The organism is Aeromonas bestiarum, from assembly GCF_028751155.1.
Lineage (GTDB): Bacteria > Pseudomonadota > Gammaproteobacteria > Enterobacterales > Aeromonadaceae > Aeromonas > Aeromonas bestiarum.
On the sequence record NZ_CP064746.1, the window covers coordinates 3160945 to 3182153 of the forward strand.

20 protein-coding genes are annotated in these 21209 nt (G+C 62.3%); 12 read left to right on the forward strand and 8 right to left on the reverse strand.

Going from position 1 to position 21209, the window contains the following annotated elements; genetic code table 11:
• The first annotated feature begins 149 nt into the window (after positions 1-149).
• On the forward strand, positions 150-1862 hold the full coding sequence (locus tag IU367_RS14590) for a methyl-accepting chemotaxis protein (protein WP_043557636.1): 1713 nt from the start codon (positions 150-152) through the stop codon (positions 1860-1862).
• 74 nt (positions 1863-1936) lie between these two features.
• Here IU367_RS14590 and htpX read toward each other — a convergent pair whose 3' ends face one another.
• The 5 genes from htpX to bioB all read right to left on the reverse strand — a co-directional run bounded on the left by htpX (position 1937) and on the right by bioB (position 6811).
• Complete coding sequence (htpX, locus tag IU367_RS14595; protein ID WP_042651327.1) at positions 1937-2809, reverse strand: protease HtpX; 873 nt, start codon at positions 2807-2809, stop codon at positions 1937-1939.
• Positions 2810-2921: 112 nt separating this feature from the next.
• Complete coding sequence (gene bioD, locus IU367_RS14600; RefSeq protein ID WP_241278316.1) at positions 2922-3602, reverse strand: dethiobiotin synthase; 681 nt, start codon at positions 3600-3602, stop codon at positions 2922-2924.
• Between the two features lie 113 nt (positions 3603-3715).
• Positions 3716-4516 (reverse strand): malonyl-ACP O-methyltransferase BioC, encoded by an 801-nt coding sequence (gene bioC, locus IU367_RS14605; protein ID WP_274452269.1) that lies wholly within the window; start codon positions 4514-4516, stop codon positions 3716-3718.
• Positions 4509-5726: an 8-amino-7-oxononanoate synthase gene (gene bioF, locus IU367_RS14610; RefSeq protein ID WP_274452270.1), complete on the reverse strand. Its 1218-nt coding sequence runs from the start codon at positions 5724-5726 to the stop codon at positions 4509-4511. Before bioF ends, bioC begins: the two co-directional genes overlap by 8 nt.
• Complete coding sequence (bioB, locus tag IU367_RS14615; protein ID WP_274452271.1) at positions 5723-6811, reverse strand: biotin synthase BioB; 1089 nt, start codon at positions 6809-6811, stop codon at positions 5723-5725. The genes bioF and bioB overlap by 4 nt, the downstream gene beginning before the upstream one ends.
• A gap of 189 nt (positions 6812-7000) precedes the next feature.
• Between bioB and bioA the strand changes: the two genes are divergently transcribed.
• Together bioA and IU367_RS14625 are read left to right on the forward strand one after the other, a co-directional pair.
• The gene (gene bioA, locus IU367_RS14620) at positions 7001-8275 is read left to right on the forward strand and encodes an adenosylmethionine--8-amino-7-oxononanoate transaminase (protein ID WP_274452272.1); all 1275 of its coding nucleotides are present in this window, start codon (positions 7001-7003) and stop codon (positions 8273-8275) included.
• A gap of 135 nt (positions 8276-8410) precedes the next feature.
• The gene (locus IU367_RS14625; RefSeq protein WP_274452273.1) at positions 8411-9226 is read left to right on the forward strand and encodes a HAMP domain-containing protein; all 816 of its coding nucleotides are present in this window, start codon (positions 8411-8413) and stop codon (positions 9224-9226) included.
• On the opposite strand, the gene IU367_RS14630 is transcribed toward IU367_RS14625, so the two are convergent.
• Positions 9223-9567 carry a hypothetical protein gene (locus IU367_RS14630; protein ID WP_241278321.1) on the reverse strand — a complete coding sequence of 115 codons (345 nt, stop codon included), beginning with the start codon at positions 9565-9567 and terminating at the stop codon, positions 9223-9225. The genes IU367_RS14625 and IU367_RS14630 overlap by 4 nt on opposite strands.
• A gap of 188 nt (positions 9568-9755) precedes the next feature.
• Between IU367_RS14630 and asnS the strand changes: the two genes are divergently transcribed.
• The 3 genes from asnS (at position 9756) to IU367_RS14645 (ending at position 13686) form a co-directional block, all read left to right on the forward strand.
• The gene (asnS, locus tag IU367_RS14635) at positions 9756-11156 is read left to right on the forward strand and encodes an asparagine--tRNA ligase (protein ID WP_043557632.1); all 1401 of its coding nucleotides are present in this window, start codon (positions 9756-9758) and stop codon (positions 11154-11156) included.
• A gap of 355 nt (positions 11157-11511) precedes the next feature.
• A complete protein-coding gene (locus tag IU367_RS14640; RefSeq protein ID WP_043140950.1) occupies positions 11512-12855 on the forward strand; it encodes an anaerobic C4-dicarboxylate transporter in 1344 nt (447 codons plus the stop codon).
• A 159-nt stretch (positions 12856-13014) separates the two neighbouring features.
• Complete coding sequence (locus IU367_RS14645) at positions 13015-13686, forward strand: adenine nucleotide alpha hydrolase (RefSeq protein WP_274452275.1); 672 nt, start codon at positions 13015-13017, stop codon at positions 13684-13686.
• Positions 13687-13801: 115 nt separating this feature from the next.
• Here the strand turns inward: IU367_RS14645 and IU367_RS14650 are convergent, their stop codons facing one another.
• Positions 13802-14941, reverse strand: a complete 1140-nt coding sequence (locus IU367_RS14650; protein WP_274452276.1) for a M20 family metallopeptidase — start codon at positions 14939-14941, stop codon at positions 13802-13804.
• Positions 14942-15047: 106 nt separating this feature from the next.
• Entirely contained in the window at positions 15048-16424 is a 1377-nt protein-coding gene (gene dcuC, locus IU367_RS14655) for a C4-dicarboxylate transporter DcuC (protein WP_274452277.1), read from the reverse strand.
• Between the two features lie 282 nt (positions 16425-16706).
• On the opposite strand from dcuC, the gene IU367_RS14660 reads away from it, so the two are divergent.
• From IU367_RS14660 to IU367_RS14685, 6 genes are all read left to right on the forward strand, one after another.
• On the forward strand, positions 16707-17021 hold the full coding sequence (locus tag IU367_RS14660; RefSeq protein WP_274452278.1) for a hypothetical protein: 315 nt from the start codon (positions 16707-16709) through the stop codon (positions 17019-17021).
• Between the two features lie 315 nt (positions 17022-17336).
• A complete protein-coding gene (locus tag IU367_RS14665) occupies positions 17337-18248 on the forward strand; it encodes a LysR family transcriptional regulator (protein WP_043140966.1) in 912 nt (303 codons plus the stop codon).
• 215 nt (positions 18249-18463) lie between these two features.
• A complete protein-coding gene (locus IU367_RS14670) occupies positions 18464-18814 on the forward strand; it encodes an ArsC family reductase (RefSeq protein ID WP_043140968.1) in 351 nt (116 codons plus the stop codon).
• A gap of 22 nt (positions 18815-18836) precedes the next feature.
• Entirely contained in the window at positions 18837-19964 is a 1128-nt protein-coding gene (gene dapE / locus IU367_RS14675) for a succinyl-diaminopimelate desuccinylase (protein ID WP_274452281.1), read from the forward strand.
• A gap of 61 nt (positions 19965-20025) precedes the next feature.
• Complete coding sequence (locus IU367_RS14680) at positions 20026-20715, forward strand: M15 family metallopeptidase (RefSeq protein WP_241278326.1); 690 nt, start codon at positions 20026-20028, stop codon at positions 20713-20715.
• A gap of 308 nt (positions 20716-21023) precedes the next feature.
• Positions 21024-21170, forward strand: coding sequence for a hypothetical protein (locus IU367_RS14685; protein WP_098984538.1), 147 nt, complete (start codon positions 21024-21026; stop codon positions 21168-21170).
• The last annotated feature ends 39 nt before the right edge of the window (positions 21171-21209 follow it).

The following is a 21209-nucleotide window of genomic DNA, read 5'->3' on the forward strand; positions in this document are numbered from 1 at the left end:
AGCCCCTCCCCCTTTTCTCGGCGCTGCCCGCCAAACTTGCCGAGCCCGGCTCCTATACTCACAGCAACAACAATAAAACCCCACAGAAGTACCGGCCTTCGCCGTGTGACAAAGGGGGTTGCTCTGGTGAGAATAAGGACGCTCAAACCATGGAACAGAACAGACCCACCTTTCAGTTCAACCTCCTGCTCTCCGTTGTCACCCTGATCCTGCTGTCGCTGGTGTTTTTTGCCTACAGCTGGTCAGGGACGCGACTCGAACAGAGTTATCAGCAACGCTACCAATCCTATCTGCTGGCCGATGAACTGCGGCAATCCTCCGACGATCTGACCCGGCTCGGTCGCACCTATGTGATCACCAAGGATCCCGCCTACGAACAGCAATACATGCGGATCCTGGCCATTCGCAACGGTGAACAGAACCGGCCACAGGGCTACAACCGCATCTACTGGGACTTCGTCGCCGCCAACGGCCAGAATCCGAGACCCGACGGCAATCTTCGCCGCGGCCTCATCGATCTGATGAAGGACGCCGGCTTCACCGACGGAGAGCTGGCCAAGCTCAACGAGGCCAAGAACAACTCGGATGCCCTGGTCAACACAGAGGTGGCGGCCTTCAAGCTGGTGCAGCAGACGGACGGTGATCAGGCAGCCAACCAGCAAAAGGCCATCGCCATGATGCATGACAAGGCCTATCACCAGAACAAGGGGCGCATCATGTCCCCCATAGATGATTTCTACGTCATGATGGAGAACCGTACCCAACAGGCGGTGGACGACGCCACCAGCCAGTCCTCCATGCTGCGTTACCTCTTCATCGCCCTGGGTCTGGTGTTGATGTTCTTCCTGTGGCGCACCTACAAGGCCCTGCTCGATCTGGTCGGCACCTCGGTCAGCCAGCTCAGGAGCGATCTCGGCAGCCTGGCGCAGGGGGATTTCTCGCGCCAGATCCATGTGCCGAGCGGCGCCAAGGAGAGCCTGATCGGCCTGCTGGCCACCATGCAATCCACCCTCAAGGGGATCATTGCCCAGGTCTCCCACTCCACCGAGGAACTGTCGGGATCGGCCGACAGCATAGCCCAGATAGCGGAGCAGACCGCCCAGTTTGCCACGTCCCAGCAGACCAGCACCCAGACCATGGCGGCGGCCATCGAGGAGCTGGTGGTGAGCATCAGCCACCTCTCCGACAACGCCACCCATGCCGACGAGTTGAGCAAGGTTTCCGCCAATACCCTGGAAGAGGGATCCGGCGTCATCAAGCAGACTCTGGACAGCATACAGAGCATCTCGGACACCGTATCCAACGCGGCCAGCAGCCTCTCCGAGCTCAACAGCCACACCCAGCAGATCTCGGACATCATAGAGGTGATCCGCGGCATCGCCGATCAGACCAACCTGCTGGCCCTCAACGCGGCCATAGAGGCGGCGCGGGCCGGTGAGCAGGGACGCGGCTTCGCCGTGGTGGCCGACGAGGTACGCAACCTCGCCAGCCGTTCGGCGGCCTCGACCCAGCAGATCACCGGCATGATCAGCAAGATCCAGAGCGGGGCAGATGCCTCCATCCGCAGCATGGAGAACACGGTCAACAACGTCTCCCGCGGGGTGAGCCTGGCCAACCAGACCGGCGAGGCCATCGCCAGCATCAAGAGCCATGCCTCCAACCTGACCGGCCTGATGGGGGAGATAAGCCACACCCTGCGCGAGCAGTCCACCGCCGCCAACGAGGTGGTCTCCACCGTCGGCAACATCACCTCCCTCTCAGAGCAGTCGGGGGACGCGGCCCGTCACGTCTCCCAGGAGGCCGCCAAGCTCAAGCAGCTGTCACGGCTGCTGCGCCAGGAGATGGGCCACTTCAAGCTGTGATCCTATGGCACAAAGCAAAACGGCTGCCCAAAGGCAGCCGTTTTTTATGCGGGTGTGTCACCCTGGCATCACACTCAACCGCGCAGGGCGGCGATGCGCTGCTCGATGGGCGGGTGGCTCATAAACAGCTCGCTCACGGAGCGCTTGCCGTTGATGCCAAAGGCCATCATGGCACCTTCCATCTGCGGCTCGGCACCGCGGGAGAGGCGCTGCAGCGCGGCAATCATCTTGTCGCGGCCGGCCAGCTTGGCGGCACCGGCGTCGGCGCGAAACTCACGCTGGCGGCTGAACCACATGACGATCATGGAGGCCAGCACGCCGAACAGCATCTCCAGCACGAACACGGTGATCATGTAGGCAAAGCCACCCGAGCTGCTGCTCTCTTCGCTATTGTTGGAGCTGAAGAAGTTGCTGATGACGCCGGCCACGATGCGGGCGAAGAACATCACGAAGGTGTTCACCACCCCCTGGATCAGGGTAAGGGTCACCATGTCGCCGTTGGCCACGTGGCTCACCTCGTGGGCCAGCACGGCTTCCGCCTCGTCCCGGCTCATGCTGTAGAGCAGGCCGGAGGAGACGGCGACCAGCGAATCGTCGCGGCGGGCACCGGTGGCGAACGCATTCATCTCGGGGGAGTCGTAGATCCCCACTTCCGGCATCTTGATGCCCGCTTCACGGGCCTGACGGGCCACGGTACTGACCAGCCAGTGCTCGGTCTCGTTGCGGGGTTGCTCGATGACCTGGACGCCATAGCTGCGCTTGGCCATCCACTTGGACATCAGCAAGGAGATAAAGGAACCCCCAAAACCGAACACGGCACAGAACACCAACAGACCGGAAATGCTGGACTTGTTGATCCCCAGAACCGAGAACAGGATATTGAGTACCACCCCCAGCACCAGCATGACGGCCAGGTTGGTCACCAGGAATAGCATAATTCGCTTCATATTGACTCCTTGTGAGATATGGATGCGTGGCCCCGCACAGCGTCACTGCCGGCCGGGACCACACCTGCCCACATAATAGATAGATTCGATGAATGTTCGCTGAATGTCGGCCTCAGAGCAGGGGCGAAATGTCGAGACGCCCGCGCAGATCGGCCTCGAGCGGATTGTTTACAAAGGGTATTTCACCCAAAAACGGGGCGGGCAGCAAGCCCCGCAAGGTGTCCAGGTTCTCCTGGTAGTGACTCATGGAGCCGTGCAGCCGATTGATGACCCAGCCCGCCACCGGCAGGTTGTCATTGCGAATGGCGGCGAAGGTGAGCAGCGCATGGTTGAGGCAACCCAGCTTGGCCCCCACCACCATGATCACCGGCATGTTCTCCTGCTTGACCCAGTCCGACAACAGGTGCTTGCGATCCAGCGGCAAAAACCAGCCCCCGGCTCCCTCCACCACCACCAGCTCGGCCCCCGCCTGCTCTATCTGGCGCAAGCCATCGGACAAGCCCGTCAGCGTGATGGCCTCACGGGCCTCGCTGGCGGCGATATGGGGCGCGATGGGTGGTTCGAAGGCGAACGGATTGACCAGATCGTAGGGCAGAGGCAGGCTCGCGGCCTCCTGCAACAGCACTGCGTCCAGGTTGCGCAGCCCATCCGGGGTGCGGGCACAACCGGCTGAGACCGGCTTGTAACCGGCGCACTGGATGCCGTGGGCGGCAAATTCCAGCAACAGGGTGCGGGCGACCAGTGTCTTGCCCACATCTGTGTCCGTGCCCGTGATAAAGAAGGATTTAACCATGATGACTCCTCAACGCAAATCAGGTGCCTATCCGCATGTGGGGACAGATCACCTGCGTATCAACTCTGTCAGGCAAAGCGGCAGATCCACCGCCTGCTCAACCTCGGACCGGTTTATCGGCGGCTCGCTTGCCCCAGACAGACCTGGTAACTGGCGGTCAGCCTGCCGTCCGGCTGGCGATGGGCTTCATAAGCCAGGCTCAGGCGCTGCAAGCGCTGCCGGCTGCTGAGGCCAGGCTGACGCTCGTCATTGATCTGGCTGGCCCCTATCCCCTTGAGATCGCGCAGCAGACCACTCAGTTCGGGATAGGCGAGCGACCAGGTCAGGCTCTCGAGGCGAGGGGCGCTGAAGCCCCCTGCTGCCATGGCATTCTGCAATTGTGGCAGGCTGAGGAAGCGATTGACATGGGGACTGTCGTCAACCATGCGCCAGGCCTCACGCAATTGCCAGAGCGAATCCGAGAGCAGGGTCGAGAACAGCAGCCGGCCGCCGGGTTTGAGCACCCGATGCAGCTCGGCAAAAGCCTGCGCCGGGCGCTCGCACCACTGCAAGGCCAGGCTGGAGAAGACCCAGTCCAGACTCTGATCGGCAAAGGGCAACTGCTCCGCATCGCCGCACACCAGTTGAGCGCCGCTGCCGCGCAGGGCCGCCTGCGCCAGCATGCCGGGGGCGAGATCCAGCCCGTGCAGCCGGTGACAACGGCCCGCCAGGTGCGGCAGGAAGAAACCTGTGCCGCAGCCCAGATCCAGCCCGCTCACCGTCAGCTCAAGGCCAACCTGCCTGTCCGGCATCCGCTCGAGCAGCGCCAGCCCCACCTCCTGCTGGAAGCGGGCGTGGGCGTCATAGTGGCGGGCGGCCGCCCCGAAACGGCGGGCGAGCTGGGCCTTGTCGACCGACTGAAAACGCTCATGCATGGCGAGCACCTCTCGGGTCTGCGGCATCCTGATCCCCGCTGGCCGACAGGGTGCAAGGGCCGAGGGCATAGAGCAGGCGATCCACATCCTGTTCACTGTGGGCCGCGCTCAGGGTGATGCGCAGCCGCGCCGTGCCCGCCGGCACAGTGGGCGGGCGAATGGCGCTGACCCAGACGCCGCTATCGCGCAGCCGCTGTGCCAGTTGCAAGGCCGCCGCGCTCTCCCCCACCAGCAGCGGCTGTATGGGGGTGTCGCTCGCCCCAAGCTGCCAGCCAAGGGCGGCGGCACCCTGCCGAAAGCGGGCTATCAGCTGCTGCAAGCGGACTCGGGCGCCGTCGGCGCCGCGTACCAGCTCGATGCTTTTGCTCACGGCGCAAGCCTGGGCGGCGGGCATATGGGTACTGTAGACGTAGTGGCGAGCGAAGTTGACCAGATAGTCCACCAGCTCGCGGCTGCCGCCGACGAAGGCCCCGGCCACCCCGAGCGCCTTGCCAAAGGTGCCCATCTGGATGTGGACGCAAGCCGGGTCAACGCCCTGCGCCGCCAGGGTGCCGCGCCCCTCTGACCCCAGCACGCCGAGACCGTGGGCATCGTCGATCATCAGCCAGTTGCCGCTCCGGGCAGCCAATGCCGCAAGTTCAGCCCAAGGGGCCTGATCCCCGTCCATGCTGAACACCCCTTCCGAGACGATCAAGCCCCGATTTGGTTCGAGTTGACGCCCGAGAGAGGCCATATCGTTGTGGCCGAAACGCTTCATCTTGCAGGGCAGCTGGCTGCCCATCTCCTGCAAGGAGGCGTGGTTGAGTTTGTCCTGCCACAGCAGGTGATCCTTGCCGAGCAAGGCTTTGAGCACAGCCTGATTGGCGGAGAAACCGCAGTTGAACAGCAGCACAGCCTCCACTCCCAACCAGTCAGCAAGCGTCTCTTCCAACTGCTGGTGGGCGCGGCTGTAACCGGTCACCAGCGGCGAGGCGCCGGAGCCCGTTCCATATCGGTCAATCCCCTCCTTGAAGGCGGCCTTGATGGCGGGATGATCCGCCAGCCCCAGATAGTCGTTGGCGGAGAGGTTGAGGTAGTCGCGCCCATCGACCACCAGCCTGGCTCCCGTGCGGCCATCTGTGGCGGTGCGGCGGCGCAGCAAGGCGGCCTGCTCGCGCCCGGCCAGCGCCTCACCCAGCGCAAAGGGACCCGTTACCACAGGGCTCTTCATGGACGCGCTACGCCTGCACGGGGACGGGTGGCATCGTAAAACATCTCATCCGGCTCGCTCTGGCGGCTCACCTCGGCCAGCAGCTCCTCTTCTTGAACCTGATCCGGCTTCTGGGCCCGCTGGGCGGGACGGATGCCGAGCCGCTTGAACAATTGCATGTCGCTGTTCTCGTCGGGGTTCGGCGTGGTCAGCAGCTTGCAGCCGTAGAAGATGGAGTTGGCCCCGGCCATAAAGCACATGGCCTGCATCTGCTCGTTCATCTTCTCCCGCCCGGCGGAGAGGCGCACATGGGAGATGGGCATCATGATGCGCGCCACGGCTATGGTGCGGATAAATTCGAACGAGTCGAGATTCTCTTCGTTTTCCAGCGGCGTCCCCTTCACCTTGACCAGCATGTTGATGGGCACGCTCTCCGGGTGACGCGGCAGGTTGGCCAGCGCCATCAAGAGGCCCGCCCGGTCTTTCGGCTGTTCACCCATGCCGACGATACCGCCGGAGCAGACCTTCATGCCGGCGCCGCGCACGTGTTCCAGGGTATCGAGTCTGTCCTGATAGGTGCGGGTGGAGATGATCTCGCCGTAGAACTCCGGCGAGGTGTCGAGGTTGTGGTTGTAGTAGTCAAGGCCTGCTGCCCCCAGCCGCGCCGCCTGATCGGCGGTCAGCATCCCTAGGGTCATGCAGGTCTCCATGCCGAGCCCGCGCACCTCCTCGATCATCCGCAGTATGTAGGGCATGTCCCGCTCCTTGGGGTTGCGCCAGGCGGCCCCCATGCAGAAGCGGGACGAACCGTTGGCCCTGGCCTCGCGGGCCCGTTCCAGCACCTTCTCCACCTCCATCAGCCGCTCTGTCTCGAGCCCGGTGTGATAACGGGCGCTCTGGGGGCAATACTTGCAATCCTCCGGGCAGGCGCCTGTCTTGATGGAGAGCAGGGTGCTCACCTGCACCTCGTTGGGATCGAAATGGGCGCGGTGTACCGTCTGGGCCTGGAACAGCAGATCGTTGAATGGCAGGGCAAACAGGGCCTGAACCTCGGACAGGGTCCAGTCGTGACGAAGGGCGTGGCCGCCCAGGGTGAGAGCATTCATACATGGCTTCCGATTGTTATAAGTGGGATCCTGCGCCGGCCATCCCGGATGAGCGAACACAGAAACCGCCGCTGTGCCTGCACCTTCTCAATGGGCAGAGCCAAGTGGCTGAAATTGTTGGCTAGTGTAGAGAGCGCGCGTAGACTGTCAACACCGACCAGATCAAACAAATTGACAACAGAACATATAATGACCAATCAAGAATTCGACCTGCACCACGTCTGGCACCCCTATACCTCCCTCACCCACCCCCTGCCCTGCTATGAAGTGGCCAGCGCCAAAGGGGTAAAAATCACCCTCAGCGATGGCCGCGAACTGGTGGATGGCATGAGCTCCTGGTGGGCCTGCGTCCACGGCTATCAGGTGCCGGAACTGGACGCGGCCGCCACCGCCCAGCTCGGCAAGATGTCCCACGTGATGTTCGGCGGCCTGACCCATGCCCCGGCCGTCGAGCTGTGTCGCAAGCTGGTGGAGATCACCCCGGCCGGCCTGGACCGAGTCTTCCTTGCCGATTCCGGCTCGGTGGCGGTGGAGGTGGCGCTCAAGATGGCCCAGCAATACTGGCACGCCAAGGGCACCCCCAGAGCCAAGTTCCTCACCCTGCGCGGCGGCTATCACGGCGACACCTTCGGCGCCATGAGCGTCTGCGACCCGGATGGCGGCATGCACGAGCTCTATAAAGGCTTCCTGCCGGAACACCATTTCGCCCCGGCCCCCAGCTGCCGCTTCCACGCAGAGTGGGACGAGCAGAGCGTGGTGGAGCTCGCCACCCTGGTGGCGGACCATCACGAGGAAATAGCCGCCATCGTGCTCGAACCCATAGTGCAGGGCGCCGGCGGCATGCGCTTCTACCATCCCCGCTACCTGCAGTGGGTGCGCGCCCTGTGCGACGAGTTCGGCGTGCTCTTGATTGCCGACGAGATCGCCACCGGCTTTGGTCGCACCGGTCAGCTGTTTGCCTGTGACTGGGCGGGGATCAGTCCCGACATCATGTGTCTGGGCAAGGCGCTCACCGGCGGCTATCTGACGCTCTCGGCGACCCTGACTACCGAGCAGGTTGCCCGCACCATCTGCGACGGCAAGGCCGGCGTCTTTATGCATGGCCCCACCTTCATGGGCAACCCATTGGCATGTGCGGTCGCCAACGCCTCCATCGATCTGCTGCTCGCCTCCCCGTGGCAGGAACGGGTGCAGGCCATCGAACACCAGCTGCGTACCGAGCTGGTGGAACTGACCCTCAACCCGGCGGTGGCCGATGTGCGGGTGCTCGGCGCCATCGGCGTGGTGGAGATGAAGGAACGGGTGGACGTGGCGCGCATCCAGCGCAAGTTCGTATCGCTTGGGGCCTGGATCCGGCCGTTTGGCAAGCTTGTCTACCTGATGCCCCCCTTCGTCATCACCCCCGAGGAGCTGAGGGTATTGACCGGCGCCATCAATGAGGCCATCGCCAGCGGCGAATTCTGAGCCTGAATGAAAAGGCCCTGCATGAGAATGCAGGGCCTTTTGACTCTTTTTCATCAGAATGTGAGCGAGGCACCAGACCCGGACCGCCGGGGCGAGTAGACTGCGCGGGTTTTACCCAACAGACGTACCTTTCCCATGCGCCTCTCCATTGCTGCCAAAATCAACTTCTTCCTGCTGTTCATCTTCTCCATGGTGCTGGTCTTCTCCGCAGCCTATCAGGCGGTGCGCGAGCGCGACCTCATCCTGACCCTGATCAAGGAGCAGAGTCGCGAGCAGACCGAGGCCTATTTCGACGGTCTCAACATGCTGATGCTGACCGGCAAGATGGATGCCCGCGACACCCTGCGCAGCAAGTTTCTCGATCACGCCCACGTGGAAGATGCCCGCATAGTGCGCGGCGAGTCGGTGAGCAAGCAGTACGGGGGCGGCCACGAGAGCGAGCAGCCCAAAGACAGGTTCGACGAGCTGGCGCTGGCTGGCAAAGGCAGCCTGGAGGTGGTGCACGACGGCATGCACAGCAAACTGGTGGTGACCCGGCCGCTGTTGGCCAAGAAGGATTTTCGCGGCACCGACTGCACCAGCTGCCATCAGGTGGCGGAAAATACCGTGCTGGGGGCGGTGCGCTTTGACTACTCCCTCGATACCCTCTTTACCCGGGTCGAGCAGAACATTCTCACCTCGGCACTGAGCCTCACCGTCATCTTCGGGCTGGGCCTGCTGCTCACCCTCTGGGTCATCCGCACCTGGATAGTGCGCCCCCTCAACCAGCTGACCCGCTCCATGGAGGAGGCCACCGATCTGCACGACTTCGGTCATCGACTGGAAGGGGATGAAGGGGACGAGATAGGCCGGGTCGCGCTGGCCTACAACCAGATGCTCGACAGCGTGGAGCGCCAGCTGGGCAAGCGCCCCGCACCTCGCCCGGAGAGGGACGAGAAAAAGCAAGATTAGCCCCTGTAGTAAAACAACAGGCTGGCGATGAGGATCAACAACAAGATGGCCAGATGCACCAGGCCGACATCCTCCCGACGACGGCAACGTTGCCGCTCGAACAGCAAGACCACCAGGGTCAGCACAGAGCAACCCCAGAGCCCGTGCACCAACCAGGGAGTCAGCACGGGATCCCAGCTCTGGCGCACCTTGACCCCGCCATAGATCAGAAAACCGTAGGCCGTCTGTGGCCGCGCGAAGTGATAGAGGGAGAGCAAGGCGATGAAGCCGCCCCAGCAGAGGATCACCAAGCCCTGCAGCACCCGGGTCAACCTGTCAGGTCCATGTCGCCGCTCTTTCATGCCCATCCCTCACCCAAGTGGCCCGGTCATGAGGTGATCCGGGCACAAAACCCCTCCAGAGTCCGACATTTTTGCTTGTTTATCAAACCCGCGCGGGTAAGATTGACGGCTTAGTCTGCCATGATGGGCCTATCAATGCCCGGGCAAGACCCATAGCGCTGCAAGAACAAGCTGGAGACAATATTTCGATGACGCACGCATCCGTAGTAGATGTGCTGACCGGTAAATATGCGGTTGGCACCACCCAGACAGTCAAAGGGTGGATCCGGACTCGCCGTGATTCCAAGGCGGGGATCTCATTTTTGGCCGTATCCGATGGCTCCTGTTTCCATCCGGTGCAGGCCGTCGTCCCCAATACCCTGGCCAATTATGAGAATGAAGTGCTGCGTCTGACCACAGCTTGCTCCGTGGAAGTCACCGGTGTGGTTGCCGCCTCCCAGGGCAACGGTCAGGCTTTCGAACTGCAAGCCACCGACGTCAAGGTCGTAGGCTGGGTCGAAGATCCGGACACCTACCCCATGGCCGCCAAGCGCCACAGCATAGAGTACCTGCGTGAACAGGCCCACCTGCGTCCGCGCACCAACATAGTCGGTGCCGTGACCCGGGTGCGCAACTGCCTGGCCCAGGCCATCCACCGCTTCTTCCACGAAGAGGGTTACCTGTGGATTGCGGCTCCGCTCATCACCGCCTCCGACACCGAAGGTGCCGGCGAGATGTTCCGCGTCTCCACCCTGGATCTGGAAAACCTGCCGCGCACCGATGCCGGCAAGGTCGATTACGACAAGGACTTCTTCGGCAAGGAGACCTTCCTGACCGTGTCCGGTCAGCTCAACGTCGAGACCTACGCCTGCGCCCTCTCCAAGGTCTACACCTTCGGGCCCACCTTCCGCGCCGAAAACTCCAACACCAGCCGCCATCTGGCCGAGTTCTGGATGGTAGAGCCGGAAATTGCCTTCGCCAACCTGGACGATAACGCCGCCCTGGCCGAAGCCATGCTCAAATACGTCTTCAACGCCGTGCTGAGCGAGCGCCGCGACGATCTGGAGTTCTTTGCCCAGCACGTCGACAAGGATGCCATCGGTCGTCTGGAACGCTTCGTCTCCTCCGACTTCGCCCAGATCGACTACACAGATGCCATCGAAGTGCTGAAAAACTGTGGCAAGACCTTCGAGTTCCCTGTCTCCTGGGGCATCGACTTGTCCTCCGAGCACGAGCGCTATCTGGCCGAGGAGCACTTCAAGTCTCCTGTCGTGGTGAAGAACTACCCGAAAGACATCAAGGCCTTCTACATGCGTCTCAACGATGACGGCAAAACCGTTGCCGCCATGGACGTACTGGCCCCGGGGATCGGCGAGATCATCGGCGGTGCCCAGCGTGAAGAGCGCCTCGAGGTACTCGATCAGCGCATGGCCGAGATGGGTCTGAACAAGGAAGATTACTGGTGGTATCGCGATCTGCGCCGCTTCGGCACAGTCCCGCACGCCGGTTTCGGCCTCGGTTTCGAGCGTCTGGTGGTCTACGTGACCGGTATGGGCAACGTGCGTGACGTCATCCCCTTCCCGCGTACCCCGCGTACCGCCGAGTTCTGATTACTACCACTTGCCGAAAAAGCCGACCTCAGGGTCGGCTTTTTGTTATCCGGGCAGCACCATTCCGCCCTGCAGATCACCACAATTAATCACCCACTCCACTCCCCTCGCCCCCTGCAGCACATAGAGCCCCGTACGGTGCCGTTTATTGGCACAACAAATAACAATGTTGTTAATACGTGGTTTTTATGCAGTTAAATCAAAAAGCGATGAGTTATTGAAGTACCTCAAATTTTTACCCCTTTTAGGAGGGCACAATACCAACTAACCCTTTAGGGCTAAATAAAAAACAGACAATCCCGGTCCATGAACCCAACACAACACTGACATGGATTAAATCACGCGAGGTAATGGAATGATCTTGATGGAATTTTTTGTGGTGCTCGGCTGCTTGCTGCTGGGTACCCGGTTTGGGGGCATGGGACTGGGTCTCATCAGCGGCATAGGTCTGTTCCTGCTGACCTTCGTGTTCGGTCTCACCCCGGGTGAACCGCCGGTACAGGTGATGCTGACCATACTCGCCGTGATCGGCTGCGCCGCCACCCTGCAGACCGCAGGCGGCCTCAACCTGATGATGCAGATTGCCGAGCGCCTGCTGCGTCGCCACCCGCAATACATCACAATCCTGGCGCCGCTCACGACCTGGACCCTCACCTTCCTGTGCGGCACTGGCCACGTGGTCTACACCATGTTCCCCATCATCGCCGACATAGCGCTGCAGAAGAACATACGTCCCGAGCGGCCAATGGCGGTGGCGTCCGTTGCCTCCCAGATGGCGATCTGCGCCTCCCCGGTCTCGGTGGCCGTGGTCTCCATGGTCTCCATCCTGGCGGCTGGTCATGGCATAGGTCAGGCTTACGGCCTGCTCGACATCCTGATGATCGCCATCCCCTCCTCCCTGACCGGCGTGATCATGGCGGCCCTGTGGAGCCTGCGCCGCGGCAAGGATCTGGACCAGGACGAGGAGTTCCAGGCCAAGATCAAGGATCCGGAACAGCGCACCTTCGTCTATGGCGGTGGTGAAACCCTGCTCAACACCAAGTTCCCGAAAGAGGCCTACTGGTCGACCTGGATCTTCTTCGCCGCCATCGCCGCCGTGGTATTGCTCGGTGCCAACGAAGGGTTGCGCCCCGTGTTCACCATCAAGGACAAGACGGGCCCGCTCTCCATGAACCTGGTGATCCAGATGATGATGCTGATCGCCGGCGCCATCATACTGATGCGCTGCAAGGTCAAGCCGGGCGAGATCTCCAACGGCCCCGTGTTCAAGGCCGGCATGGTCGCCATCTTCTCCGTGTTCGGGGTTGCCTGGATGAGCGAGACCTTCTTCCAGGCTCACATGCCGCTGCTCAAAGAAACTCTGGCTCACGTGGTACAGGCCCAGCCCTGGACCTACGCCCTGGTGCTGTTCCTTATCTCCAAGCTGGTGAACAGCCAGGCCGCCGCCCTGACCGCCATCGCCCCCATGGGGCTGGCGCTGGGGGTGGAGCCCAAGCTGCTGATCGCCTTCCTGCCGGCGAGCTACGGCTACTTCGTGCTGCCGACCTACCCGAGCGATCTGGCCTGTATCGGTTTCGACCGCTCCGGCACCACCCGCATCGGCAAGTTCATCATCAACCACAGCTTCATCATTCCGGGGCTGATCGGGGTCAGCAGCTCCTGCGCCCTGGGGTATGTGCTGACCACCATTCTGCTCTAATCGCAGCGGCATTTATCACGCCATTGCCAGGCAGGCCCCCACACGGGGGCCTGCTCTTTTCTCCCCCTGTCTATTCCCGTTACGATTTCACATCACGGCTTTACCTGCGCCCCCGCCACTGGGTAGCATGCTCCCTCGTTCACCATAGGACTCTTCCCCATGTCTCGCGTCATCCTGCTCTGGAGCGGTGGCAAGGATGCCATGCTGGCCCTCTGCCATGCCCGCGATGCGGGCCATCAGGTGGTGGCACTGGCCACCTTTGCACCCCCTGCGCCCCGCTTTCTGGCTCACCCCTTGCCGCTGGTGCGCCGTCAGGCGGCGGCCCTCGGGCTGCCCCATCTGCTGGTCACCATAGAAGCGCCGTTCGAGCAGAGCTACGAAACCGCGCTGAGCCGCTTGCAGCAGGAGTGGGCGCTCGATGGGGTGGTGACCGGCGATATCGACAGCGTGGGCGGCGCACCAAACTGGATCCGCGAGCGCAGCCAGCCGCTCGGGCTAGCCGTCCACACCCCGCTCTGGCAGCAATCTCGCCAAACCTTGCTGGCGGATATGCTGGCGCGCGGCATAGTCGCTCACCTCTCCTGCGTCGATACCCGGGTGCTGGCTCCCGAGTGGGCCGGGCGCTCGCTCAATGCGGCCACCCTCAGCGATCTGCAGCAACTGGCCGAGCGCCAGGGATTCGATGCCTGCGGCGAGCAGGGGGAGTACCACACCATGGTGACCGATGGCCCCGGCTTTGCCGCCCCCTTGTACCTCGATGGCTGGCAGGTGGCACGGCAGGATCATCTGGCCTATCTGGCAGAAGAGGGCGCGAGCCATCTAGTCAGTTAGGCATTAGTCAGTTAGGCGCTAGCCATCTAATCAGTTAGGGCTGCGCCAGACCATCCAATTTCCATAAAAAACGGGAGGCCTGAGCCTCCCGTTTGCACTGCTTTTATTCGATATGTCAGCGTGCCAGCTTGGTCAGCACCCGCTGCAACAGGCGGATGCGCGGCTCTATGCTCTCCAGCAGCAGGAATTCGCTCTCCGAGTGGAAGCCACCCCCCATGGGGCCGAAGCCATCCAGCGACGGCACTCCGGCCGCGGCGGTGAAGTTCGCATCCGAGCCGCCACCTGCCTCCAGCCAGTTGAAGGGGATCCCCTCCTCCAGGCCTGCCGCGTCCACCAGCGCCATCAGCGCTTCGGTATCGCCACTCGGGCGCATCGCCGGCTTGAAGGCCTGGCGATCCACCTCGACCCGGCAGCCGGCGAGGAAGGGATTGTTGGCCATGAAGCCGAGCCGCTCATGCACAGCCGCCGCCTCTTCGTTGCGCCAGAAGCGCAAGTCCACGATCGCCTCGGCAAAGTCCGGCACCACGTTGACGCCAGTGCTGCCCTGCACCACCCCGACGTTCATTGTGGTGCCCGTCTCAAGATTGACCTGATCGTTGATGGCCAGCACCCAATGAGCCAGCTCTGTGATGGCCGAGATCCCCTCGCTCAGCGCCGAGCCAGCGTGGGAGGCCTTGCCGTGGAAGCGGATGCGGTACTTGGCATTGCCCTTGCGGGCGCTGATGAGGGAGCCATCGGGGCGCGCCGCCTCGGCCACCAGCACGCAGCCACTCTGTTTGGCCTTCTCCACCAGCCAATCTTTGGACCAGGGGGAGCCCACCTCCTCGTCGCAATTGCAGCAAACCAGCACCTTGAGTTTGGCCAGTTGCGCCGGATCCATCTCTTTCAGGGCATACCAGATAGAGAGCAGGCCGCTCTTCATGTCCGACACGCCGGGGCCAAAGGCCTGATTGCCTTCGACTTTCAGCGGACGCTTGGCCGCCGTCCCCTCGGGGAAGACGGTATCCATGTGGCCGCACAGCATCACGTCGTAGTGATCGGCGCCCGGCGCATTGGTTGCCTCGAGGCAGGGGCCGCACTCAGGAGCGAACTGGTGGCGGGTCACCTGCCAGCCGATCGCCTGATACTTTTCGGTCATGATGTCGGCCACCCGAGCCACCCCGGCCGGGGTGCGGGTGCCGCAATCGAGATTGATGAGCGGGGCCAAGTCGGCCAGATAGCTATCGAGGGAAAACGGGCTCTTTACATCTGTCATCATCTTCTCCATGCAAGCCTTGCCACTCGCGGCCAAGGCCTGTCAGCAACAGGATGAGGGCGGGCAGCCGCGCTGCCCGCCCCGTCATTACATACACAGCAGACCATCACATAAACAGCAGATAGTTGAGCCCCAGCGCCGTCACCAGGGCGCCCGCCATGGGCACGCTGGTGCGCTTGACCACCACGAAGGGCGACACCCTGGCGATCCCCGCGCAGGCGATCAGCACGGCCGCTATGGGGGATATGGTGCGGCCAATGCTGGAGGCGAGCTGCATCGGCAGCAGCATGGTCACCGCGGGCACCCCGAACTTGGCCGCCACCGCCGGCGCCAGGGTCGAGAAGCTGAGGAAAGCCGCGTTACCCGAGCCCATGATGACAGCCGCCACCATGATCAGCGCCACCATCACCAGCGTCATCAGCGCGCTGCCGATGCCGGCATTGCTGGCCGAGTGCAGCAGGGTGTCGATGGCACCTATGGCCTTGAGGGATTCGGCGAACAGCTCGGCGCAGACGATCAGCGCCACGACCGGGCCGAACACCTTGCCCATGCCATCGAGGAAGCTCGACAGTCCGGCCATGGCGGTGCGCAGCGAGCGGCTGCGCAGCAGTTCGCACAGCATGCCGATAAAGACCGACAGCAGCATGGCCACCTCCACGCTGACACTGATGGTGGTCACCAGCAGCTTGGAGAAGGTCATCATCAGCACGAAGGGAATGATGGGCAGCAGGGCATACCAGGTCGGCGCCTGCACGGCCTCAGTGCCCTGCTCGTCCAGCTCGGCGTGCTCGCCGCGATGCAGGGCCGGATCCCAGCCATCCTGGCGATCGCAGTGACGCTGCCAGAAGAAGTGCAGCACCATGGTCACCAGCAGCATGGGGGCCACCAGCCAAACCTGGTAATCGACGAAGTAGCTGGTCGGATCCATGCCCGATTGACCGGCGGAGAAGATGGCGTTGGTCTGGGTCGGGCCTATCTCGAACGCCTGGGAGGTGGCGATGACGCCACAGGCGGAGGCCGGGCTGATGCCGAGGTTGCGCATCACAGGATACATGGTGACCATCAACAGCAGGCCAAGGCCGGTGGCGGAGGTGACGAACAGGGAGACGAATACCGCCACCAGATAGCAGATTGAAAGCATCAGGTAGCTGGACTGGATGCCCGCCACCGGTTTGACCGCCACCCGCACCAGCGCCTGGGAGGCACCGATATGGGACATGTAGGTGGCAAAGCCCGCCACCGCCATTATGGTAAGGCCGAGCCCGGCCGCGCGGTAGGAGAAGATCCCCTTGAACACCTCGAACAGGTCGAACAGGGCGAAGCCGGTGCTCTTGTCCGCGGGGAGAATGGGGTGCAGCCCCAACCAGTAGGCCACCGCAAAAATGGCCATGCCCGCCAGCGCCAGCACCGCCTGCGGGTTGTAATCCTTGATGATGCCGTAGACCACGGCGATCAGTACGAGCAAGACAAATAAGAGTTCCAATATTCGCTCCTGATAAAATTATCGAGGAGCGGAATCTAGTGGTCGGGCCTCGCTTTCCCCTTGATCCCTGTCAATAAAGGTGGCTTCGCCTCCCTTTGATGGAATAAAGTGCTACCTACTTAACAAAAAACGGTCGTTTAAACTAAAGGCAAACCTTTAGAATCCCTTTGCCATCCGTTCTGGCGGATAACCTCAGGCTTTTTGCTTTGGATCAACGTCAGGGGCCAGTGAACTGGCCAAGATGCGCATCGATACAGCGACCATTTCGCGCCGGAGAGAGTTATGACAAACCAAGCAACCGCGGGTATGACCACCAGCGACTACCAGCTATGGGACATCCTCGTCGAGTCTGCAAAGGAACGCACCACCATTCGTTACTCCAAACTGGCCAGGCAGGCCGGGCTGGAGCATAGCCAGGATGAGCTGCGCACCCTGCTGCAACGCATCCGCATGTACTGCACCGAGCACCAGCTGCCGATCCTCTCCACCATAGTGGTGGACGATGTGGGCAAATATACCGGCCTCTCCTCCAGCCTGCCGGACGCCCCCTGGGAACGTGCCAGGGTATTTGACTACCAGTGGCCGGTAGCGCCCTGAGTCACAGCCTCATCACAACAACGCGCCCGGTGGCGCGTTTTGTACTTCTTCGGGCCCGCTCACCTGAACCGCAGGCAAAAAAAACCCGCCTCGAAGGCGGGTACTAAGCAAGCAACGCTCTGGATGACCAGAGTAAAGAGTTCAGGCTGTCGAATCTTGCCACCCCCGGCACCACGCGAAAGAGGTAACAGGACAACATGGGTTTGTATAAATCGCTGATTTATCCAAGCTTCATGCTGACCATCGACGGGGAATGAGACTAAAGTGAAGGCCCTGCTTAAGGAAATGATTTATTAGTATTCCATTATGCACAGAATGAATTTACGAGGCGTAGACCTCAACCTGCTGGTGGTGCTCAAGGCGCTGCTGGAGGAACGCAACACCACCAAGGCCGCCGAGCGGCTCGCCATGAGCCAGCCGGCCGTCAGTCGCGCCCTGGCTCGCCTGCGGCTGCTCTATGACGATCCCTTGCTGATCCGCACGCCCCAGGGCATGGAACCCACCGCCAGGGCACAGGCGCTGCTGCTGCCGCTGCGGGAGATACTGCACGACATAGAGCAGACCTTCAGCCAGCCGGAGCAGCTCGATCCGGGCAAGTTCGAGGGCGTCCTGCGCATCGGTGCCCACACCTATGTGGAGTACGTGATGATGCCGAGCCTGCTGGCGCGCCTGCAGCAGCAGGCACCCAACCTGCGCATCCACATGGTGCCCCTCAATGCGGACTACGAGCGTCAGCTCGACGAGGGGGTGATCAGCATGGTGATCAGCAAGCAGGACGAGGTGCCCGGCCGTTTTCGTCGCATCCCGCTGTTTGAAGACAAGCTGATCTGCACCGCCCACCGCAGCCACCCGTTCCAGGGCCAGGTGCTCTGCATCGAATCCTTCGCCAAGGCCCAGCACCTGCTGGTCGCCCCCCGTGGCAGCGAAGGGGGCATAGTCGACGACTTGCTGGCCGCCCACGGTATGACCCGGCATACCCCCTTGATAGTGCAAAGCTTTCTGGCTGCGCCCTTCATCCTGCCCTACGCGCCCCTGCTGCTGACCTCCCCCGCCAGGGTGTTGCGACCGCTGATGCCGCTGCTGGATCTGGTGGAGTACGAGACCCGCTTCGCCCTGCCGACCTTTGAAGTGAGCCTGATCCGCCATCGCCGCGACGACAACCACGCCATGCTCAACTGGTTCGAGTCCGAGCTGCACCTCTGGTGCCAATCCCAGCGCGAGCTTTGATCCCGCCGGCGCCCCAGGCGCCGGGCTCTTTTCTCCCCCGCCCCCTTCCTGTTGCCCGTTCGCCTTTGGAAAATCACCCAAGGTGCGGCTCCGCCGTTGCCATGGGATAGTCACAATGCCAGAATCGGGTCTTTGCTTGATGTCGCGTTCAGATCTCAAGTTGCCGATTTCACGTTTCAGCTCCAAGGGCCCGCGCCCGCAGACAAGGACTCCCCATGGCCACCACCCTCTATGGCATCAAAAACTGCGACACCATCAAGAAAGCCCGCAAGTGGCTGGATGAGGCCGGCATCGACTACCGTTTTCACGACCATCGCGCCGATGGGCTGGATCCCGCCGCGCTGGACAGCTGGCTGGCAAAGCTTGGCTGGGAAGCCTTGCTCAACAGCCGTGGCACCACCTTCCGCGCCCTGCCGGATGAGGCCAAACAGGGGCTGGACACCGCAAAGGCCCGCGCCCTGCTGCTGGAACACCCGGCCATGATCAAGCGCCCCTTGCTCGAGCGGGACGGCGAACTGACCCTGGGTTTTAAAGCCGATCACTACCAATCCCTCTTCTCTCGTTAAACTTTTCTGTTAAGGAACGCCGATGTCGGATGTCATCGCACTGGCCAAGGATCTGATCCGCCGCCCCTCAGTCACCCCGCTCGATGAAGGGTGCCAGACCCTGATGGCGGAGCGCCTCGCACGCCTGGGTTTCCTCATCGAACCCATGGTGTTTGAAGACACCACCAACCTCTGGGCCCGCCGTGGCAGCGAAGGCCCCCTGTTCTGCTTCGCCGGCCACACAGACGTGGTACCCGCCGGGCCGCTGGACAAATGGCACACGCCGCCGTTCGAGCCGACCATACAGGATGGCGTGCTCTACGGTCGCGGCGCCGCCGACATGAAGGGGTCGCTGGCATCCATGGTGGTGGCCACCGAGCGTTTCGTCGCGGCCAATCCGGACCACAAGGGATCCATCGCCTTTCTCATCACCTCGGATGAAGAGGGCCCCTTCATCAACGGCACCACCCGGGTGATAGATACCCTGGAGGCACGCCACGAGAAGATCCGCTGGTGCATCGTCGGCGAGCCCTCCTCCACCGCCGTGGTGGGAGACGTGGTGAAGAACGGCCGACGCGGCTCCATCACCGGCGATCTGCTGGTGCGCGGGGTACAAGGCCACGTCGCCTATCCCCATCTGGCGGACAACCCCATCCACAAGGCGGCGCCGGCGCTGACCGAGCTGGCGGCGACGGTATGGGATCAGGGCAACGCCTACTTCCCGCCCACCAGCTTCCAGATTGCCAACATTCAGGGGGGCACAGGCGCCTCCAACGTCATTCCCGGCGAGCTGCAGGTTCAGTTCAACTTCCGTTTCAGCACCCAGCTGACCGACATGGATATTCGCGAGCGGGTCGAGGCGCTGCTGGACAGACACGGGCTGGATTACCAGCTCGACTGGACCCTCTCCGGCCAGCCCTTCCTGACCGACACCGGCGATCTGCTCGATGCCGCCGTCGCGGCCATCGAACAGGTCAATGGCCAGCAACCGGCCCTGCTCACCACCGGCGGCACCTCCGACGGGCGCTTTATCGCCCCCACCGGCGCCGAGGTGATCGAGCTGGGCCCGGTCAACGCCACCATCCACAAGGTGAACGAGTGCGTGAAGGCGGACGATCTGGATCTGCTGGCGGACATGTACCAGGGCATACTGGATCGGTTGCTGGCATGACGCCTATCCAGCGCAGGCTTGCGGGTATTTCGCTCAACAACACACAGGATTCGGGATGGGCATGACACAGGATCAATTGCTGGGGCGAGACGAGCACCACCTCATCCTGGTGGGGCGCGGGCCCCATCGTCTGACCGCGGCCACAGCCGCGGCCTTCAACGACATGCAGGTGGCCGCCGCCCATGAGGGGCACAATCTGCAGGCGGCCTCCAGCTGGCGCGGGTTCGACCGTCAGCTCGCCATCTGGAATGGCAAGTGGCGTGGCGAGCGGCCCCTGCTGGATGCCAACAACCAGCCGCTGGATGCCCTGCAACTGAGCGACACAGAACGGCTGCACGCCATCCTGCGCTGGAGCGCCCTGCCCGGCACCAGTCGTCATCACTGGGGCACGGATCTGGACATCTATGATCCCGACTGCCTGCCTGCAGGCACCAAGCTGGCGCTGGAACCCTGGGAGTATGAGGAGGGCGGCTGGTTTGCCGATCTGGGCAACTGGCTTGAGGATCACATGAACGACTTCGGCTTCTTCCTGCCTTATGCCAAACCGGCGGGGGCCGAGAGCGGCGTCGCCTACGAACCCTGGCATATCAGCTTCGCGCTGGAGTCCCGCGAACAGCGGCTGGATCCGGATGCGCTGGCGCTTTGCCTGCAACAGGCGGATATTGAAGGCAAGTCGACCATACTGGCCCAGCTTGACGAGATCCTGGCCCGTTATGTCACCCTCTGTCCCGACGCGAGGAATCACTCATGAAGATGGGGCATATTGCAGGAAAATTGACCATGCTGATCCGGCTCGACGAGCTCCTGGTCAGTTATGACGTCACCCTCTGTCCCGACACGAGGAATCACTCATGAAGACGGGACATATTGAAGGAAAATTGACCATGTTGATCCGGCTCGACGAGCTCCTGGTAAGTTATGACGTCACCCCCTGTCCCGACGCGAGGAATCACTCATGAAGACGGGGCATATTGCAGGAAAATTGACCATGCTGACCCGGCTCGACGAACTCCTGGTCAGTTATGATGTCACCCTTTGTCTCGATGAAAGGAAAAGCTCATGAGTCTGTGGTTATGGATAGGCCTGCCGCTGTTGTTCCTGCTCGGCCTGTTTCTCAATGCCATCAAGGACATGAAACAGCTTGAGAAACAGCTGCCCAACTACAAGGACAAGATCCGGGAAGTCAAAGACGACGAGGACGACTGACCGCCCTCCCAGCCCGCCAGGGGCGCCATTGTGGCGCCC